22 protein-coding genes are annotated in these 20,797 nt (G+C 35.0%); 18 read left to right on the forward strand and 4 right to left on the reverse strand.

Annotation, left to right across the window (positions count from 1 at the left end):
* The 4 genes from JGH11_RS04280 to JGH11_RS04295 form a co-directional block, all read right to left on the reverse strand.
* Positions 1–2,371, reverse strand: a 2,371-nt coding sequence (locus JGH11_RS04280) for a SusC/RagA family TonB-linked outer membrane protein (protein WP_201110332.1), incomplete at its 3' end; no start/stop codon positions are given.
* Between the two features lie 171 nt (positions 2,372–2,542).
* On the reverse strand, positions 2,543–3,538 hold the full coding sequence (locus tag JGH11_RS04285) for a FecR family protein (RefSeq protein ID WP_201110333.1): 996 nt from the start codon (positions 3,536–3,538) through the stop codon (positions 2,543–2,545).
* Positions 3,539–3,599: 61 nt separating this feature from the next.
* A complete protein-coding gene (locus JGH11_RS04290) occupies positions 3,600–4,196 on the reverse strand; it encodes an RNA polymerase sigma-70 factor (RefSeq protein ID WP_201110334.1) in 597 nt (198 codons plus the stop codon).
* A 211-nt stretch (positions 4,197–4,407) separates the two neighbouring features.
* Positions 4,408–5,421: a family 43 glycosylhydrolase gene (locus JGH11_RS04295; protein ID WP_201110335.1), complete on the reverse strand. Its 1,014-nt coding sequence runs from the start codon at positions 5,419–5,421 to the stop codon at positions 4,408–4,410.
* Between the two features lie 245 nt (positions 5,422–5,666).
* On the opposite strand from JGH11_RS04295, the gene JGH11_RS04300 reads away from it, so the two are divergent.
* From JGH11_RS04300 to JGH11_RS04385, 18 genes are all read left to right on the forward strand, one after another.
* On the forward strand, positions 5,667–6,464 hold the full coding sequence (locus JGH11_RS04300; RefSeq protein WP_201110336.1) for an inositol monophosphatase family protein: 798 nt from the start codon (positions 5,667–5,669) through the stop codon (positions 6,462–6,464).
* A gap of 151 nt (positions 6,465–6,615) precedes the next feature.
* Complete coding sequence (gene hutH / locus JGH11_RS04305; RefSeq protein WP_201110337.1) at positions 6,616–8,148, forward strand: histidine ammonia-lyase; 1,533 nt, start codon at positions 6,616–6,618, stop codon at positions 8,146–8,148.
* Complete coding sequence (gene fabG / locus JGH11_RS04310) at positions 8,145–8,873, forward strand: 3-oxoacyl-ACP reductase FabG (RefSeq protein WP_201110338.1); 729 nt, start codon at positions 8,145–8,147, stop codon at positions 8,871–8,873. The genes hutH and fabG overlap by 4 nt, the downstream gene beginning before the upstream one ends.
* Positions 8,874–8,893: 20 nt before the next feature.
* Entirely contained in the window at positions 8,894–10,117 is a 1,224-nt protein-coding gene (locus JGH11_RS04315; protein WP_201110339.1) for a beta-ketoacyl synthase, read from the forward strand.
* A 16-nt stretch (positions 10,118–10,133) separates the two neighbouring features.
* Positions 10,134–10,400: an acyl carrier protein gene (locus JGH11_RS04320; RefSeq protein WP_201110369.1), complete on the forward strand. Its 267-nt coding sequence runs from the start codon at positions 10,134–10,136 to the stop codon at positions 10,398–10,400.
* On the forward strand, positions 10,381–11,268 hold the full coding sequence (locus tag JGH11_RS04325) for an acyltransferase (protein ID WP_201110340.1): 888 nt from the start codon (positions 10,381–10,383) through the stop codon (positions 11,266–11,268). The genes JGH11_RS04320 and JGH11_RS04325 overlap by 20 nt, the downstream gene beginning before the upstream one ends.
* A 59-nt stretch (positions 11,269–11,327) precedes the next feature.
* Positions 11,328–12,413 (forward strand): class I SAM-dependent methyltransferase, encoded by a 1,086-nt coding sequence (locus JGH11_RS04330; protein WP_201110341.1) that lies wholly within the window; start codon positions 11,328–11,330, stop codon positions 12,411–12,413.
* A complete protein-coding gene (locus tag JGH11_RS04335; RefSeq protein ID WP_201110342.1) occupies positions 12,410–12,844 on the forward strand; it encodes a hydroxymyristoyl-ACP dehydratase in 435 nt (144 codons plus the stop codon). The genes JGH11_RS04330 and JGH11_RS04335 overlap by 4 nt, the downstream gene beginning before the upstream one ends.
* Positions 12,841–13,284: a thioesterase family protein gene (locus JGH11_RS04340; RefSeq protein WP_236263858.1), complete on the forward strand. Its 444-nt coding sequence runs from the start codon at positions 12,841–12,843 to the stop codon at positions 13,282–13,284. Before JGH11_RS04335 ends, JGH11_RS04340 begins: the two co-directional genes overlap by 4 nt.
* A complete protein-coding gene (locus JGH11_RS04345; RefSeq protein ID WP_201110370.1) occupies positions 13,272–15,005 on the forward strand; it encodes a beta-ketoacyl synthase N-terminal-like domain-containing protein in 1,734 nt (577 codons plus the stop codon). Before JGH11_RS04340 ends, JGH11_RS04345 begins: the two co-directional genes overlap by 13 nt.
* The gene (locus tag JGH11_RS04350; protein WP_201110344.1) at positions 14,993–15,253 is read left to right on the forward strand and encodes a phosphopantetheine-binding protein; all 261 of its coding nucleotides are present in this window, start codon (positions 14,993–14,995) and stop codon (positions 15,251–15,253) included. The genes JGH11_RS04345 and JGH11_RS04350 overlap by 13 nt, the downstream gene beginning before the upstream one ends.
* A complete protein-coding gene (locus tag JGH11_RS04355) occupies positions 15,253–16,443 on the forward strand; it encodes a beta-ketoacyl synthase (protein ID WP_201110345.1) in 1,191 nt (396 codons plus the stop codon). The genes JGH11_RS04350 and JGH11_RS04355 overlap by 1 nt, the downstream gene beginning before the upstream one ends.
* Positions 16,440–17,390 (forward strand): beta-ketoacyl synthase chain length factor, encoded by a 951-nt coding sequence (locus JGH11_RS04360; RefSeq protein ID WP_201110346.1) that lies wholly within the window; start codon positions 16,440–16,442, stop codon positions 17,388–17,390. Before JGH11_RS04355 ends, JGH11_RS04360 begins: the two co-directional genes overlap by 4 nt.
* Positions 17,384–18,076: a polysaccharide deacetylase family protein gene (locus tag JGH11_RS04365; protein ID WP_201110347.1), complete on the forward strand. Its 693-nt coding sequence runs from the start codon at positions 17,384–17,386 to the stop codon at positions 18,074–18,076. The genes JGH11_RS04360 and JGH11_RS04365 overlap by 7 nt, the downstream gene beginning before the upstream one ends.
* The gene (locus JGH11_RS04370; RefSeq protein WP_201110348.1) at positions 18,073–18,702 is read left to right on the forward strand and encodes an outer membrane lipoprotein carrier protein LolA; all 630 of its coding nucleotides are present in this window, start codon (positions 18,073–18,075) and stop codon (positions 18,700–18,702) included. The genes JGH11_RS04365 and JGH11_RS04370 overlap by 4 nt, the downstream gene beginning before the upstream one ends.
* Positions 18,677–19,225 carry a hypothetical protein gene (locus tag JGH11_RS04375; protein WP_201110349.1) on the forward strand — a complete coding sequence of 183 codons (549 nt, stop codon included), beginning with the start codon at positions 18,677–18,679 and terminating at the stop codon, positions 19,223–19,225. The genes JGH11_RS04370 and JGH11_RS04375 overlap by 26 nt, the downstream gene beginning before the upstream one ends.
* Positions 19,203–19,595: a hydroxymyristoyl-ACP dehydratase gene (locus tag JGH11_RS04380; RefSeq protein WP_236263859.1), complete on the forward strand. Its 393-nt coding sequence runs from the start codon at positions 19,203–19,205 to the stop codon at positions 19,593–19,595. Before JGH11_RS04375 ends, JGH11_RS04380 begins: the two co-directional genes overlap by 23 nt.
* The gene (locus JGH11_RS04385) at positions 19,588–20,787 is read left to right on the forward strand and encodes a DUF2062 domain-containing protein (RefSeq protein ID WP_201110350.1); all 1,200 of its coding nucleotides are present in this window, start codon (positions 19,588–19,590) and stop codon (positions 20,785–20,787) included. Before JGH11_RS04380 ends, JGH11_RS04385 begins: the two co-directional genes overlap by 8 nt.
* Positions 20,788–20,797 lie beyond the last annotated feature (10 nt).

The following is a 20,797-nucleotide window of genomic DNA, read 5'->3' on the forward strand; positions in this document are numbered from 1 at the left end:
CTGCATTTACAATCATATCATAATGGACATAGGGTGGTTGAGGTACATTTATATTATACAGCATACCGTCTACCTTACGCTTGTAGACATCTAATTTACCATATAAACGATTATTAAATAATGAATAGTCTAACCCGAAATTAAGCTCCTTCTTCTCTTCCCACTTCAAGTCAGGATTGACGTTATGGGTAGATCCGAATGTACGAACCCATTCATTATTTATAAACCACCATTGATCCGACCCATACATCAAAGTTGATTTACCTGCCGAGAAACCATTATTACCGGTTATTCCATAGCCAACTCTTAATTTTAAATCATTAATAAAACTAAGATTTTCCATAAATGATTCTTCTGAAATCCGCCAGCCTCCAGATAAAGACCAAAAATCTCCCCAACGATTATTTTTTCCAAACTTAGAAGAACCTTCATGGCGCAGACTTGCCGTAACCATATATTTATCTTTGTATGAATAATTCGCACGCCCGAAAAAAGCAATCAGACGCTCTCGTGCATCTTTAGACGAAGACATTTCAGCTTCTCCATCCGAAAGATATGTCCCGGCATTCATATCCCAAACATCAATAGCATCGACCGGAAAATTGAAATTGGTCATATCCCACTTTTCACGATTTGTTTCAAAGAAACTATATCCCGCTGTGGCATTTATGCTATGCCCATTAAAATCTTTTATATAATTTGCATAAGAGTCTAAAGAAACATCGTCTCTTTTATCTATACCAAGCTTTGCTCTTCCTGTACGTTTTGCTTCCTGCATTTCTTTTGTCCATCGAGAAGTATATTCATGAAAATCCCACTGTCTATTTTGATAACCAATTGTTGTCTGAAATGAAAATTCAGGAGTGAAATTCAATTTTATCGTAACATCACCATTCAGCCATTTATCAAGTCCTCCATTATTCTTCAAATTACTTTCGGCCAATGCATTAAAATCTTCCCAACCTCCAAGCCAGATATTATAGCCAGTATTGCTTGGGTCGTTTGGATTATAAGCTGGACGTGTTGGATTAGACTTCAAAGCCTGATTGAAATTTGGCTGATGATTAGTTCTCTTTGCTTGTCTGTATGCAGCATGGGTTTTTAATTCTAAAAAATTATCTATAAACTTGAAGTTCGCATTTATGCGAGCTGAATAATCTTTTCTTGAATCGTTAATAACAACTCCTTTTTGATCTTGAGTAGTAAATGTTGCATAAACATTTGAATATTTAGTTCCACCTGTCACATTAAAAACCTGACGATGTGAAAATGGAAGATCCTTTGTCAATTCATCGTACCAGTTAGTATCTCCACCATAATCTTTCCCCCTATTGTACTCCAGATATTCTTGTGCAGACAAAACTTCCGGTTTTTTACGAATTGATTCTGTAGTAAACTCTCCTGTATATGTGAACTTTATACGACCTTCGTCTGTAGATTGTCCTTGCTTGGTTGTGATAAGGATAACTCCGGCAGCCGCACGTGTTCCATAAATAGCTCCGGCTGATGCATCTTTTAACACATCTATAGATAATATATCTTCCTGATTTACTGAACGAATATCCCCGCCTGGTATTCCATCTATAACTACCAAAGGCTGCTGACCGGCATTAATGGAACCGACCCCACGCAACTGAATTTCATTACTCGAATTAGGGCTCGATGTACCTGATATAACCAATCCTGATACTTTTCCTTGTAAAGCAGTAGCTATACTAGCGCCACCAACACCTTGTACCAAGTCTTTACTGCTCAATGAAGTAATGGAACTTGTAACGGCTCTTTTCTCCATTGTACCGTAACCCACTACTACAACCTCACTCAAAAGAGTATTATCTTCATGCATCAAGACTCTTAGAGGTGAATCGGAAGCTTTTACTTCCTGATTGGAGAAGCCAATATAACTAAATGTGATATTCGTTCCTTTAGGCACTGAGATTTCAAATTTTCCATCTACATCAGTAACCGTTCCTTGATCACCTCCTTTTACAGTAACACCGATCAGTGCAAATCCATCCTTATCGATCACTGTACCTGTTACCTTTTGCAAAGGCCTATTCTGGCTTATACCCTGCTCCTCTTTTCTTAGAACTATCTGATTCCCAGAAATTTCATATATAATTCCCTTTCCCTGAAAGACTTTATCTAAAGCTGTTTTAATTGAAGTATCTTTATAGTTTACATTAACTTTCTCTGAAAGGTCTAGTGTATTATCAAACATGAAAGTATAATTTGTAGTTTTCTCTATTGTTTTTATCAAAGTTTCTAAACTAACATCCTTCATATTTAAATTTACAGTTTGCTGTGCTTTTATCGGCAATATGAAGATAGTCAAGCTACAACAAACGATTAAAGTGAGTTTCTTTAGCATTTAATTGAATTTTAAGATTAGTAATTGATGTTTTTTAATTACATTTGAAAATAAGCAAGCCTCGTATAAGCTACGTAAATTACACAGCTTAATAAACTATTAAGAATAAGGGCATTGCTATCTTCGGGGTGTAAAGAATGGCCGTTCTTTACACCCTTTTTTCATGGTATTCTATTTATAGATTATGGTCACCTCCTTTCCATTAATATGATATTTCAATGGTGTCATTTTATTCATTAGTTCAAGTATTTCGGTAAGAGTTTCGGTTTTAATTCTAAATCTGTACCTCAAATTTTCTTTAGGTGATACAACTTTAATATTTACACCATACCAGTTTTCCATCTTTGAGAATACTTCATCTGTCGATGAATAATCAAAAATGAGTTCATCAAAGGTCCATGATATATAATTATCGGGATCGAATGTATGCCTATCCAAAAAACGCGTGTTTTTATTAATCGAAACTTCTTGATTTGGTTTTAGTTCGGTTAGTATTTTATTTGTATTATTTTCTAAGATACTCACTAAACCTTCCTGAAGAGATACTTTTATGTCAGGCGATTCAGAATAAGCAGCAACCTTAAACGTAGTACCATGTACCATAACATCTAAATGATCAACCCTGACTATAAACTTATTCTCCTCATCTTTAGTAACATCAAAATATGCTTCACCTTCCAGGTATACTATTCTGTTTTCTACATTAAATTGATTACTTAAGGTTACTTTGGTATCAGAATTCAACCATACTTTTGTTCCATCGGGTAAAAACAATTGTCCCTTTTCGCCCTTCGGCATATACATATATGTAAACTGAGGCTCATCGAAAATGCCCCCTCTTCCTCTAAAAAAGTTGAATCCGAGCATAATAAGAATTGCCACTGCTGCTGATATGGAACAACAATAAATTAATATGCGTTTAGAATATCTTTGGGATGTTTTAACCGGAATATAATCAATAATACTATTCCAAATATGAACCTTCGATGCTTTTACTTTCTTATCTATATTTCTATCTGATAAAATCCAAGCTTTTTTAAACTCCATGTATTCCTTCTTATTTTCTTCCGATTGGGCACACCATTGCAATAGAAATGTAATTTCATCATCGGAAGCTTCTCCGCTCAGACTCCTAGATATTATATCAAAAATATTATTGTTATTCATAAAAAAAATCAAGATTCTTTATATATATCACTTAATAAGAATAAAACCCCTATAGGAATTATTAAAAAAAACAATTTACCACCAAAGAAATAAAAAGCATAATGATTTCGTAATACGATTTAAGATTGTCTCGAATACATTTTAAAGCGTAAGACATTTGGTTTTCAATAGTCTTCACAGAAACATTATGCTTCTTGGCAATTTCTTTATATGAGAACTTTTCTTCTCTTACCAATCTGTATACAATCTTGGCCTTTTCAGGTAAAAGATTCACTGATTCTTGCACTTTTTCATAAAACTCTTCAAAGTCAATAATATCCGTTGCTTCTTCATTAATCATTTCCTCAATAAAGAAATCCTCAAGTAGATTCTTGCGATTCCGATTATTTCTAATAGCATTAATGATACGATTACGAACTACAAGATACAGGTATGCTCTAATATTAGTAATAGAAACGTTTTCCCTGTCTTCCCATAACTTAAGAAAAGCAGACTGAACAACATCTTCGATTAAGGTAAAATCAGTAGTGAACAAATACAAATACTTACAGAGCGAATGATAATATAAATTAAAAGTATGCTCGAACTCTTTTTCATCCATCATATTTCCCGTGAATATCAGATTAAATACAGGGCCTAAAATCAATTGTGTAATCACAATTGAATAAATCAGTAGAAAAACTCGTCTATTTATAAGGCTCAAATACAAATGTGGCGAAAATAAATAAAATAATTTCAGATTTCATTTGTTTTTTAATCCCCATCCTATACCCCCAAGATTATGATTGATTTACAAAAAAGACCTGCTAAAATTAGCAGGTCTTCTATTTTATTCTTTGCTTATCGTATCCTAGAATAAGTTATTTCTTTCAGAAAACTGGCTTAGAAGCCGATAATGAAGGTGATCCTCCCGATACATAGGGCCAGTTATCACCACTCCACTTTATTTCGTCCAATAACAAGACTCTTCCTTTAGGATTTTGAACATCTACACCATGATAAAACAACCAATCTTTACCACTTTTATCTTGTACTATCTCGGAACAATGCCCATTACCTACAAAACGTGAATTGGGGGCAATAACCACTGTATAGCCATTTTCCATCATATCCTTTCCCGACTTGTCGAAATAAGGGCCGAATAAAGATTTAGAACGCCCAACAACGAGTTGGTATGTACTATTTATCCCTTCGCAACAAGAGCCGATCGATGCAAATAAATAATAATATTCTCCTCTTTTATGTATATAAGTCCCTTCAAAAGCTGTTCCGGCTATTTGTTTTTTTTCAGCTCCAGACTTTATAGATAAGCCGTCATCACTTAGTTCTATACCATAAATCCCCCTAAAACTTCCCCAAATAAGGTATTTCTTTTCCTGATCTTCTATATAAAACTGATCTATAGAATTCTGCACATCTATTTCATTACTTCTAAAAAGCTTCCCCTTATCTACAAACGGGCCTTCAGGCTTGTCTGAAACAGCAACTCCAATGCCACAAGTCCATTCTCCACCCCAAACAGACATAGAGTAATAAAGACAATATTTACCATTTATATAATTAATGTCAGGTGCCCAAATTCCTCCATTAGATTCAAAACTGGGACGAGTATCTTCTGTAAATGCAGTCTTTACAAAAATCCAATCTATTAAATCTTCAGATTTATAAATCGGAACATTCCGTGTATCCTCAGTTGCATACAGGTAAAAAAAGCCATCTTGTGCCTTGATTATTGTAGGATCGGGTAAACTTAAGGCTATTACAGGATTATGATATTTACTATCTACGACAGGCTCATCTTTCTTATCGGTATTATTACATCCTACAGAGACAAGAGAAGCCAGAAACAAAATAAAGAACAGGATGAAATTGTATTTCTTCATTACTATACAGTTTTTTTGACAAAATATTACATGTACTACTGAATTCGACTGGGCAAAATATCGATTTATATACTTAGTTGTAAGTTGAACCAAAATATGTTTCAGGGCAAAAGAAACATATTGTATCCGATTGCGAATACAGAAGAACAAATGTAAATAGCTTTTAGATGCAAAACAATATAATTATATAAAAAAGCTACACTAAAAGTAAAATTGACTAATTTTAGACCTTTATAATTAGAAATATGAATTTAGAATCACTAACATCCGAAGTTTGTAAAATAGCAAAAGCTGGTGGTAAATTTTTATCAGAAGAAAGAAAAGTTTTCAATAGAAATAAGGTTGAGGAGAAAAACGCTCACGACTATGTATCATATGTGGATAAGGAAACCGAAAAATTATTAGTTCAAAAACTATCAGAGCTTCTGCCCGAAGCTGGCTTTATTACAGAAGAAGAAACCGTAGAATTTACGGAAAATGAATATTACTGGGTGATAGATCCTTTAGACGGAACAACTAATTTTATTCACGACAATGCGCCATACTGTGTAAGTATTGCATTAACTTACAAATCAGAACCCATAATCGGAGTTGTCTATGAGGTTTGCCGCGACGAATGCTTCTATGCATGGAAAGATGGAATGGCGCACATGAATGGTAATCAGATTTCGGTTTCTAATACAGGTGACATGAATAAAGCTTTGGTTGGACTTGATCTGCCATATAACGATAAACAATACAAGCCTGTCATTAATCATCTTATGAATACTTTATATGGAAATGTATCTAGTATTCGTATAAATGGATCTGCCGCTATGTCTTTATGCTATGTCGCTATAGGACGTTTCGATTTGTGGGTTGAAGCGTATATCAAACCTTGGGATTTTATGGCAGGAGCTTTAATTGTACAAGAGGCCGGAGGTATGATTACAGATTATAGAGGAAGTGATAACTTTGTTAAAAGTCATCATATTGTGGCTACTAACAATTTATTACATGAAAATACCTTATCTCTGGTAACCCCTTTCATCGATTCTTTGTAAAGGATCATTTTTTATAATCAAAATATAGAAGAAATACGTAAAATTTCTTTCTTATTACATGAAATATTTAACTGTTTTTTCCATCCTCGCTTTGCAAAGGAGATTAAAAAGTAATACTTTTGCTGTTCTTAAAAAACACTAATATAAAAGAATGGGAAAAAGCCTTGACATCGAATCTATATATAATATCTTATTCAAAGGTAAAGAATTTGTTGTAAGTCAAGAATCTATTTATGTTGTAAAAAAAAACTACGACTTTTTAAAAGAATTTTCTAAAGATAAAATCATTTACGGTATCAACACCGGTTTTGGTCCTATGGCTCAATATCGTGTTGATGATGCTTTTCTTAATAATTTACAATATAATATTATCCGGAGCCATTCTACCGGAGCGGGTAAACCTCTGAATGAGCTTTATGTAAAATCGGCCATGATAGTTCGCCTAAACAATTTGCTACAAGGTAAATCCGGTGTTCATCCGGAACTAATTAGGCTTTTATCTGATTTTATAAATAAAGGAATCTGCCCTTCCGTGCCCGAACATGGTAGTGTCGGAGCCAGCGGAGATTTAGTCCAACTAGCCCATATAGCACTCACTCTGATAGGAGAAGGTGAAGTCTTTTATAAAGGAAAGCTAAGAAATACTTCCGAAGTATTACGGGAAAACAATCTGACTCCTATTTCGATGCACATTCGCGAAGGCCTTTCTGTGACCAATGGCACGTCGGTGATGACAGGTATCGGCTTAATCAATCTTATTTATGCCAAAAGGCTTTTACATTGGGCTATTGTAGCATCAGTAATGGTCAATGAAATAGCTTCTTCGTATGACGATTTTATGTCAAAAGAACTCAATACTGCCAAGCATCATAAAGGACAAAACGAGATAGCCTCAATAATGCGTAATTGGAGTAAGGACAGTTCTTGTCTACTGAAACGCGAAAATTACCTATACAATAAAGAAAATAAAGACACTATACTTAAACATAAAGTACAGCCTTACTATTCGCTGCGTTGCGTACCACAGATACTGGGTCCAATATACGATACTTTGATATACATCGAAGATATTTTGACAGATGAAATCAACTCAGCATGTGATAACCCCATAGTAGACCATGAAAGTGAAAATGTATACCATGGTGGAAACTTTCATGGAGACTATATCTCTTTTGAAATGGATAAACTGAAAATTGCTATAACTAAGCTGACAATGCTTTCGGAAAGACAACTTAATTACCTGTTTCACGATCGTATAAATGAAATACTACCTCCATTTGTAAATATGGGAGTATTAGGTCTGAATTATGGTTTGCAGGCTTCACAGTTTACAGCAACATCTACCACAGCCGAAAGCCAGACTCTGTCTTACCCGATGTACGTACATAGCATTCCAAACAACAACGATAATCAGGATATTGTAAGTATGGGAACCAACTCTGCATTACTTGCTAAAACTGTTATTGATAATGGCTATCAGGTCATGGCAATTCTATTTATGGCAATAGCGCAAGCTATCGACATTTTAGACATACAAGATAATTTATCACCCAATACAAAAAATATCTATACCGAAATCAGAAATATTTTTCCTAAATTCGTTGAAGATACTCCTAAGTATAAGGATATAGCAAACCTAACTGATTATTTAACTAACAAAGAGATAGAAAAAACCTTATTATGAAATATGCACTGGTAACCGGAGCTAGTAAAGGAATAGGTCGTGCCATTAGCCTAAAGCTGGCCGAAATGGGATATTACATCCTTATCAATTATAATGCAAGCTACGATGATGCTATAAAGACGCTGGAACTGGTAAAAGAAGTTGGCTCTGATGGAGAACTCTTGAAATTCGATGTATCAAACAGTAATGAAGTGAAACAGGCTTTAGATACTTGGACTACGCAGCATAAAAACGAGTACATCGAAGTGTTGGTTAACAATGCCGGTATCAATAAAGACAATCTGATGATCTGGATGCCAGAAGAAGACTGGAGCAGTGTCTTAAATATAAGTTTAAACGGTTTTTTCCATGTAACACAGTATATGTTGAAAAATATGCTTGTAAAGCGATTTGGCCGAATTATAAATATTGTATCTTTGTCCGGCATTAAAGGGATGAAAGGGCAAACCAATTATTCTGCAGCAAAAGGAGGTCTCATTGCAGCAACTAAGGCCCTTGCAGCCGAAGTTGGTCCAAGAAACGTAACAGTAAATGCTGTAGCTCCGGGATTCATTGAAACAGACATGACTAAAGATCTTCCTGAAAAGGAATTGAAAAATATGATCCCTGTCGGGCGTTTTGGTACAGCAGAAGAGGTTGCATCTTTAGTAGGATTTCTTGCATCCAAAGAAGCTTCATACATTACAGGCGAAGTAATTTCTATTAATGGCGGTATATACACCTGAAGATACTATTTAAAAGCATAATGAAGAGAGTTGTTATTACAGGGATGGGAATTTATTCCTGCATCGGGAAAAACCTTGATGAGGTTAAAAATTCACTATATCATGGCAAGTCCGGCATTGACATTGATTCTGAAAGAATCGATTTCGGTTTTTTGTCTCCTTTAACAGGTATATTGAAAAGACCGGATATGAAAAAGTTACTCGATAGAAAAAAACGTAATTTTCTGGCCGAACAAGGAGAATATGCTTATGTGGCAACTCTTGAAGCATTCCAAAATGCAAAAATTGATGAGTCCTTTCTCGAAGCTAATGAAGTAGGCATACTCTATGGAAACGACAGTAGCGCACTACCGGTTATTGAGGCTGCTGATATTATTCGAAATAAAAAAAATACAGTACTAGTAGGTTCAGGATCAATATTTCAGTCGATGAATTCGACCGTAACAATGAATCTTTCTGTTATTTTTAAACTCAAAGGAATCAACTTTACGATATCAGGTGCATGTGCAAGCGGCTCTCACACTATTGGGCTGGCATATTTCCTTATAAAAAATGGACTACAGGACTGCATTCTCTGTGGAGGAGCGCAAGAAGTTAATCCTTATGCTGTAGGAAGTTTTGATGGTTTAGGTACATTTTCAAAACGTATAGATGAACCAACTAAAGCCTCTCGTCCATTCGACAAAAATCGAGATGGATTAGTTCCGAGTGGAGGTGCAGCCAGTTTAGTTGTAGAAAGCTATGAATCTGCAATAAAACGTGGAGCACCTATATTGGCTGAAGTTATAGGATATGGTTTCTCTTCGAATGGAGATCATATTTCCACACCAAATATAGACGGTCCGGTACGCTCACTTGAAATGTGCATAAAAGACGCTCGTATAAAACCCGAAGAAATACAATATATCAACGCTCATGCCACGTCAACTCCTATAGGAGACATGAATGAGGCTAAAGCTATACATAATGTGTTTGGAAACCACAAACCGTTTGTGGCATCTACAAAATCGATGACCGGACACGAAATGTGGATGGCCGGAGCAAGTGAAGCTATTTATTCGATACTTATGATGAATAACAATTTCATAGCCCCCAACCTAAACTTTGAAGAATCCGACGAAGCATCGGCTTTGCTAAATATACCTACTAAACGTATAGATACATCATTCGATATGTTCCTATCTAACTCTTTTGGTTTTGGAGGAACAAACTCAACATTAATAATAAAAAAATTCAAAGAGTAATTAGCCTTTAATGGAAATGACAAACGAAGAGATAATAGAAAAAATCAGAGAGACTCTGTCCGAAGAATTCGAAGTGGATATTGAAACAATACAACCTAGCGCTCCACTGATAGAAACGTTAGAAATGGACAGTCTCGATTTTGTGGATATGGTTGTACTTATAGAGCAAAATTTTGGGTTCACCGTAAGTGGAAATGATTTTGTAAATATAAAAACCTTTCAGGACTTCTATGATTTTATCATAGACCATCTGAACAAGCCAAATGACGAAATGGAAGGGTAAATCCAGAGGTGGAGCATTCGGATACCTGTTCTTTATTTTCTTAATAAAGAAAATTGGAATAAGAGCTGCTTATATATTTTTAGGTACGATTGTCTCATACTTCATCCTATTTGCACCTAAAGCAACAAAAAGCATTTGGAATTATTCTCGCAAAACACTAAACCTAAACGTAATACATTCTATAAAAATGCTTTTCCTCAACTATTATCGGTTGGGACAAACACTTATAGATAAAGTAGCTGTTGGAAACGGAATGAAAGACAAATACAATTTCCGTTTCGAAAATTACGACAAATTTCTAGATATACTTAATGCCGATACCGGAGCCATAATAATCGGTGCTCATATCGGAAACTGGGAAATTGGAACTCCTTTTTTCGATGAATACGGTAAAAAGATTAATATAGTACTGTATGATGCAGAATATCAAAGAATAAAAGACGTTCTACAGCAAAATACGGTTTCGGCAGATTTTAAAATTATTTCGGTGAATAATAGCGACCTTAACCATGTCTTTGCTATTAAAGAAGCCTTAGATAATAAAGAATATATTTGTTTTCAAGGCGACCGATATGTAAATGAAGAAAGATGTCTTAAAACTACATTTATGGGGAAAGAAGCAAATTTTCCTTTAGGACCGTTTTTATTGGCAGCCAAGATGAAAGCTCCTGTTGTATTCTACTTTGCCATGCGCGAGCGAAAAAAAACATACAGATTTCATTTTATACAAGCTACATCTTATAGAAAAGAAGACAATATTAGATCGGAACAACAACTTTTGAACCAATATGTCTCAGCTGTAGAAAGCGTTATTTGTAAATATCCCGAACAATGGTTTAATTATTATAAATTCTGGAACGAAAAATGAAATCTCAGTAAAATACCGATTTTTCCTAAAATTATAACTCTACTAAATATACACCTGTTATGAATCTATTCCCCGCCTTACATAAAAGATACTCCGAAGAACAATATTCGGCATCCGAAGCTCAACGGATTGCCCAAGAAATAGCTTTTGGACCTATTGTATTTCAGGTATCACGACTTATGGTTAAATTTGGAATATTTGAACTATTATCAAATCACCGGGAAGGATTAACTATTGAGGAAATAGGCAACGAGAAGAAATTATCGAAGTATGCTATTCAAGTATTGTTGGAGTCTTCATTATCTATAGGAACAGTACTGACCTCTAATGACCGTTACACTCTATCTAAAATAGGCTGGTTTCTACTGAATGATGACATGGCACGTGTAAATATGAATTTTAATCATGATGTAAATTATCTTGGACTCTTTAATCTGGAAGAATCTCTATTAAACGAGAAACCGGAAGGGTTAAAAGTATTTGGTGAATGGCCTACTATATACGAAGGATTATCTCAGCTACCTGAAGAGGTACAGAAAAGTTGGTTCGATTTCGATCATTTTTATTCCGATAATTCGTTTCCTCAAGCACTGGATATCGTTTTTAGAAATAAACCTCGCACCCTGCTTGATGTTGGCGGAAATACAGGTAGGTGGGCAACAAAGTGTGTAGAATATGATATTGATGTAAACGTCACCATCATGGATCTGCCACAACAACTAGAACTAATGAAAAAGCACATAGACGGATTGGAAGGTGCGAATCGTATACATGGTTATGGATGTAATCTTTTAAACAAAGATGTTCCTTTCCCTAAAGGATTCGATGTTATATGGATGAGCCAATTTTTGGATTGTTTTTCGGAAACGGAAGTAACAAGTATACTTACTCGTGCAGCCGAATCTATGACAAATTCTTCATTCCTTTATATCATGGAAACATTCTGGAATCGTCAAAAATTTGAGACTGCAGCCTACTGTCTGACTCAAACGAGTCTATATTTTACAGCAATGGCAAATGGTAATAGCAAGATGTACCATTCTGACGATATGGAACGTTGTGTGAAAGACGCCGGACTTGAAGTAGTAGAAATACACGATGGATTGGGACTAGGCCATAGTATTATGATATGTAAACGAATATGAAAAATCAAGCAATTATAGAAGGAAATAGTATATTGGATTTGATTCCTCAACGTCCGCCAATTGTAATGGTAGATAAGTTTTATGGGATTGAAGAGAATACTTCATATACCGGATTGACTATTACTGTCGATAATATATTTGTAGAAAATAATAAATTAAAAGAGCCCGGTATCATAGAACATATCGCACAATCGGCAGCTTCTCGTATAGGATATATCTGCCAGCAAGAGAATATTGATGTACCGTTGGGTTTTATCGGATCGGTAGACAAACTTACGATACATTCCTTACCCTTAGTTGAAGATAATCTACATACTGAAATAAAAATAATACAAGAAGTTGCTGAAATTACATTGATAAGTGCATCTGTGAGATCCGGAAACAGCCTTATTGCTGAATGCCGGATGAAAATATTTTTGAAAAAAGAATGAAAAAGCATAGATACGGATTAAAACAGCCATCACTAACAAACAGAACTTCGCTAAAAGTACGCTTTAGCGAAGTGGACTCTATGAAAATTGTCTGGCATGGTCAATATATAAAATATTTCGAAGATGGCAGGGAATCGTTCGGAAAACAATATGGAATAGGCTATTGGGATATCTATAACAGTGGCTTTACAGCTCCGATTGTCGATCTTGCTTGCCAATACAAACAGTCGCTGACTTTTGGAGAAGAGGCTATAGTGGAAACACATTACATTGCTTCTGATGCGGCAAAAATCATATTCGAATATACGATTTACAAAAGTGATGGAATAACAGTTGTTGCTACCGGAAGCACCATACAAGTATTCTTAAATTCGGAAAATGAACTGGAACTTACTAATCCGGAATTCTATGTGGAATGGAAAAAGAAATGGGACATTTAAAGAATACATATATCATCGCTGACAATATCATCAGCTCTCTGGGTTTTACCACTCAAGAGAATATAGATGCTATAGATTCATATAAATCGGGAATTACCTTTACTGATACAGGCGAAATATCCGATACTCCTATTCTTGCGGGATTGATAAATAAAAATAAACTATCTAAGTTAATTGATAAATACAATCTGGAAAAATACACCAAAGCAGAACAATTAATTATACTTTCAATCAAAGACTTACTATCTAAAAAGAAAATAACTTTAGATGAATGTGGGCTTATTATTTCTACCACAAAAGGAAATATCAACTTATTACAAAACCATACAGAGACAATTGACAAAAATATTTTCATAAGAGAAAGTGCGTCTCGAATCACCAAATACTTTGAGATGGAAGATAAGGCTATGGTTATTTCCAACGCCTGCATTTCAGGAGTATCAGCATTAATAGTTGCTCGCCGTCTTCTACTTGGGAGAGGTTATAAACACATAATTATTACGGGAATAGACGTATTATCACATTTCATTTCCAGCGGTTTTCAATCATTCCGATCCTTGAGTGAAAATTTATGCAAACCTTATGATTCAGAAAGAGATGGTCTGAACCTAGGTGAAGCCTGCGGCAGTATTTTACTATCTATCGAAGAAGAAAATAATAGTATCGTCCTCAGAGGTGGAAACATAAGTAACGATGCAAATCATATATCAGGCCCCTCTCGTACGGGAGACGGATTGTATTATGCTATAAAAGGTGCTATGGATGAAGCCGGAATTAAACCTAAAGATGTCGACTATATAAACTTACATGGTACTGCCACTGCTTTTAACGATGAAATGGAAGCCAAAGCTATTCATCTAAGCAAATTGAATGATGTTCCTATAAATAGCCTAAAGCCTTATTTCGGGCATACATTAGGAGCCTCGGGAGTCATAGAAACGATCATTTGTACTCATGAGTTGAGAAAGAATACGATATACGGCACACTCGGATACCAAAATAATGGAGTATCCTTACCTTTAAATATAAGCAACAAACATCTTGGTAGAGATAAGATTGATACTTGTCTAAAAACTGCTTCTGGATTTGGAGGGTGTAATGCAGCTATTGTCTTATCAAAACACAAGAATCAGCAGGAAAGTTTTATAGAAGATTTTAGATTAGAGCAAATTAGAAATTGCATAATAGAGAACAATACTATAAATGTAAATGGTGAAGTCGTTTTTAATTCATCATCAACAGATTTCTCCGTTTTCATCAGAGAAGCCTACAAAAACACAGAAGACAACAACCAAAAGTTTTATAAAATGGATGATCTCTGTAAACTAGGATATATTACAGCCTTATATTTACTTGATCAGATATCATATTCTCCCGATGAAATAGGAATTATCCTATCAAATTACTCCTCTTCTTTGGATACCGATATTAGACATCAACGTATTATAGATAAGGATGGAGACAGTGCAGCTAGTCCGGCTACATTTGTATATACGCTTCCAAATATCGTTGCGGGAGAAATCTGTATCCGCCATAAAATACAAGGAGAAAATACATTCTTTATTGAGTGCCCGAATAATTTAGATAAGCAAAATGAATATATAAAACTTGCCATGACCAGAGGAAAACTGCATCTTTGCATAACTGGCTGGTGCGAGTATATCGATAACAAATACAAAGCTGAATTTCGACTTATAAAAAAAGAAATATGGAAGAATTAATAGAAAAGCTAAAAAAAGAACTGATAGAAGAATTGAATCTGGAAGAAATGACTCCTGATGACATCGATGCAGACGCACCTCTATTTGGAGATGGGCTTGGTCTGGATTCGATAGATGCCCTTGAAATAATCCTTATACTGGAACGTAATTATGGTATTAAAATTAAAAAACCAGGAGAAGGCGAAGGCCGTGAGATATTCAAATCGGTAAGATCATTAGCTGAATTTATTTCTACACACCGAAAGTAATGCAGATTTATATTACAGGAATAGGAATTGTATCGGGAATAGGTATAAACGTGGAAGAGAACCTTCATGCTATTCGCGACAATAAACATGGTATGGAAAAGGTTAGTCTTTTCCCTTCCTCCATCGATGTTCCTGTATGTGAAGTAAAGTACACAAATACTCAGCTAACGGAATTGCTGTCTCTTTCAACGCATAAAACATATTCTCGAACAGCCTTATTAGGGATATTAGCTGCCAAAGAGGCTTTAAACGATTCGAAAATAGATATAAATGCTCAGCGGATCGGTTTTATATCTTCAACATCTGTCGGTGGAATGGACTTAAGCGAAAACTTCTATGTCGATTTCAAAGAAGATCAGACAAAGGGACGATTACGAAATATTATCCACCACGATTGTGGAGACAGTACTGAAATAATAGCATCTTACCTCGGTATCGCTGACTTTGTCACTACTATCAGCACAGCCTGTTCTTCTGCGGCAAATGCAATCATATTGGGCGCACGAATGATTAAAAATGGATTGTTAGATGCCGTCATTGTCGGAGGAACAGATGCCTTATGCAAATTCACATTGAATGGTTTTAATTCATTAATGATTCTTGATAAAGGACATTGCAAACCATTCGATCACGCACGCGAAGGGCTAAACCTTGGCGAAGGTGCAGGATATTTGGTCTTGCAATCAGATAAAACTTTAAAAAAAGAACCTTACTGTACTCTATCAGGCTACGCAAATGCAAACGATGCTTTTCATCAAACAGCGACCTCATCCGAAGGAAATGGGCCTTATCTCTGTATGAAAGAAGCTATTAAGATGGCCAATATACTTCCCGAACATGTGGATTATATAAATGTACATGGCACAGGAACGCCAAATAACGACCTCTCGGAAGGAAAAGCTATTATGAGAATTTTTGGCGATAACATTCCTAAATTTAGTTCTGTAAAGCCATTTATAGGACATACATTAGGAGCTTCAGAGGGTATAGAAGCTGCCCTTTCCGTTCTTTCAGTTTATAAAGGTTTGGTATATCCCAACCTAAATTTTAAAGAGCCTATAGAAAATACGCCCCTTATACCTGTTTCTAGATGGGATAGTGGCTTATCAATTAAGCATGTATTATCTAATTCTTTCGGCTTTGGAGGGAATGATTCTTCTTTACTTTTTTCAGCAATAGATAAAAAATGAAAAAGCCTTGTTACATAAATTCATTTGCTTCTATCCATCCTAGCGGCTTCACTGGGGAAGATAGAATGCTTCATGCAATTGAACCTGATTACAAGGAGATCATAACCAATGCCAATATGCGCCGCCGGATGAGTCACATTATAAAAATGGGTGTCGCTTGCGGACTGATGTGTCTTGAACAAAATAAAGATAAGAATATTGATGCTATTATCACAGCCACAGGATTAGGCTGCCTTGCTGATACCGAAAAGTTCTTAAACAATCTAGTTGAGAATGATGAGCAATTACTAAATCCATCAACATTTATCCAATCTACATTCAACACCATAGGTGCACAAATAGCCTTGCTTACGGGAAACCATTCCTACAATAACACCTATGTCCATCGTGGCCTCAGTTTCGAAAGTGCTTTGATCGATGGCATGATGAAAGTATGGGAGGGGAATAAACAAATTTTAATTGGTGCTGTAGACGAAGTAATTTCTACAGAATATACAATATTGAAAAGATTGGGAATGCTTAACAATATTAATATAGGTGAAGGTGCCCATTTTTTCACATTATCTTCCGAGAAAGATATACAAACATCTGTTGAATTAATGTCGGTAAGAACATTCACAGGAAAACTCCGATTTGAAAAAATATTGCAAAATACAATTGATTTCTTAAAAGATAATAAGCTGGAAACAAGTCAAATACATCACCTTATCACAGGACGTAATGGCAACAAAATAAAAGATAATATCTATAATGATATAGAAAAGCTATTTCCATCGGCTTCTACTTCAACATTCAAAGATATTTGTGGCGAATACCCTACAGCTTCGGCTTTTGGCATGTGGCGAGGAGTTAATTTACTAAAAGAGGCTGATAACGTTGAATATCTGCTTATTTACAATCATTATTACAATATAAATCATTCTTTGATCTTGCTAAGAAAATGTTGATATACCTTCTGCCCATAGTCATTATTTCTGTTATATTCCTTGTTTACGCATCATATAGCATTCAATCCGGAATATATCTGAAAGCATTATGCAGAAATCAACTCAAAGGAAAAACAATAGCTATTACATTCGACGACGGCCCCGATAGAGTACAAACGCCCAAAGTACTTGACATTCTGAAAGAATATAATATTACAGCCTGCTTTTTCTGCATTGGCAGTAAGATTGAAAATAACGAAGATATTCTGTTAAGAATAAAAGAAGAAGGGCATTTGATAGGAAATCATACTTTTAACCACTTTTTTTCGTTTCCTTTGTGTTCATACCGACAGATGGAAAAAGAACTGAGAGATTGTGAAAGAAAAATAGAAGAAGTTATAGGTGAGAAAACGATTTTGTTTCGTCCTCCTTTCGGTATAACAAATCCTACGATAGCAAAAGTAATTAGAGCAATGGGATATATCACCATCGGCTGGAATATCCGCTCTTTGGATACTTGTAGGAAAGAAAAAACGATTTTGAAAAGAATAAAACGAGGATTAAAACCGGGATCAGTCATTTTATTACATGACCCTCTGCCCTCTAGTGAAAGGCTCTTACGTAAAATATTAGAACTCGTAAAAGAGAATAATTACACAATAGAAAGAATAGATAAATTATTCGATATACCTAAAACAACGATATGAAACACTTGTATATTTATTGCTTATTAATTTTCACCTGTCTACCTCAAGTAAATGCACAGATGAAAAAGATGAAAGATATAGATGCTTTCAATAAACGTATAGTACAAGAAGCCGTATCAGTAAAAAGCATAGAAAGTGATTTTACTCAAATAAAGCATCTTGATTTATTCAACGAAGACATAACATCAAAAGGTAAATTCTATTATAAACACAGTGACAAAATAAGTCTTGACTATAACCATCCAACAAAATACCTGATTGTCATCAATGGTGAGAAACTAAAAATTGTATCTGATGGTAAAAAAAACGTTGTAAATCTTAAGTCGAACAAAGTAATGACTGAGATGCGGGCTATGCTTACAGCCTGTATGTCGGGAAATATTTCCCGGATATCGGGTTACAGCATGGAATATTTCGAAGATGCCGGTTCTTATCTTATCAAGATAAAGCCAACGAACAAATCGATACAAGCTTATATCTCAGGCTTCGATATCTACATGGATAAAAAAGATATGTCTGTATCTAAACTACGAATATCCGAAAATGCTACTGACTATACAGATTACCTGTTCCAAAATAAAAAATTTAATACATTGACAGATGATAAAAAGTTTTCGGTTAATTAGTATACTGTTAGCTTGTATACTTTTTGCATCTTGTTCCAGAAATACATATCCGTTGAAAACCGGTACTTCCCCTATTATATCTGTTGGAAATGAAGTACAGAAGTACAATATGGCGCTAGACTTTGCAGGAAAACATTTCAATGGAATGTTGATAGCTAAGAAAATGAATAATGGGGAAATACGTATAGTGGCATCGACCATGTTTGGTCTTACAATTTTCGATTTTGGGCTAGAAGGTGAAGATTGGATGGTCTACAGCTGCATAGAACCTATGCGTAAGGAACGTATCCTCAAATTGTTTGAAAAAGACTTCAAATTTCTATTCTTACAGAATAGAGAGGTAAAAAAAATAGAAGAGAAGGAAGAATACACTAAATTTGTAACAGGTGGAGGAATATCCAAAGGTGTTATTCACCTCACATCTGCAACAAGTGACAATCCCGAGAAAGTACAGATTAAACACTCATGGCTACGACTGACCATCAAGCTGGAAAAAATGAATGAGAATAATGCTACTGAATAATTTTTACGAAATAATAAGTATAACCGAAGAAAATTTGGTACAGACCTTTAATATAAGACTAAATTCCTCTCATCATATATATGAAGGGCATTTCACAGGTCATCCAATTGTTCCGGGGGTTTGTACATTGCAAATAATAAAAGATTGTGCGGAAACGATTATCCATAAGAAATTTGTGTATGCACAGATATCCTCTGCAAAATTTTTATCTTTAGTTGACCCTAAAGAGAATGATCTTATAGAAATAAATATTTCATTAAAAAATACAGATAATAATCAATATTCATTAATAGCAGAAGGTAAATATCAAAATACAGATACTATATTTATCAAAGTAAAAGCCACTTTGAAAGAGATTGATAATGAGTGAATACATCGATATGATGACATGGCAGGAAAAATTAAACAGCCTTAGCATCGTTGTTATTATACCTACATATAATAATGACAAGACTCTTCTGTCTGTAATTGAGGGCGTAAAACGATACAGTAAACACATTATAGTGATCAATGACGGTTCTACTGATACTACAGCACAAATACTGGCTACAACTACAGATATACAAACTATCACTCATCCTGTAAACAAAGGAAAAGGATACGCATTGAAAACAGGCCTGCTTGCTGCAAAAAAACTCGGATTCAGATATGCCATAACCATAGATTCGGATGGACAACACTATCCTTCCGATATCCCGGCTTTTGTCGATGAAATAGAAAAGCTGCCCGATACTATGCTTGTAGGGGCAAGAAATCTTACGGCCGACAATATGCCCGGTAAAAATACTTTTGCAAATAAATTTTCTAACTTTTGGTTTCGTTTAGAAACAGGTATAAAACTAAATGATACCCAGTCGGGATACCGTCTATATCCGCTTCATCGTATCGGAGAAATGAAATATTGTACGGCTAAATACGAATTTGAATTGGAGATGATTGTATTTCTGGCATGGAAAGGCGTAGATGTAAAAAATATTCCTGTAAATGTATATTATCCACCGGAGGGAGAACGCGTGTCGCATTTTCGACCGTTAAGAGATTTTACACGTATTAGTATACTTAATACAATACTTGTAATCATCACATTCTTATGGATACTTCCAATGAAGTTTTTCAAAAAACTAACGTGGACTAATATTCGTGCTTTCATCGATAAAGAAATTCTAAAATCAAAGGATACAAACAAAACAATTATATTATCAATCATGCTAGGTGTCTTTATGGGAATTGTTCCTATTTGGGGGTATCAGATGATTGTGACTGTTTTCTTAGCACATTTCCTGAAGCTGAATAAAGTAATATCATTGGTTGCATCCAACATCAGTATACCGCCAATGATGCCTTTTCTGTTATATGGTAGTTATGCAACAGGTTGTTTTCTGACAAACAGCCCCGTAACATTTGACTTTATCGACGTATCACTTGATAGTATGAAAACCGTTTTATTCCAATACCTCACAGGAAGTATCATATTTGCACTACTTTGCAGTATTATTGTGGGTATTATTTCAGGCTGTCTTTTATTGATATTTCGCAAAGAGAGGCAAGCAATAGATATTTAACTTAAATATA

Source organism: Dysgonomonas sp. Marseille-P4677, assembly GCF_016652235.1.
In the GTDB taxonomy this organism is placed as follows: Bacteria; Bacteroidota; Bacteroidia; order Bacteroidales; family Dysgonomonadaceae; genus Dysgonomonas.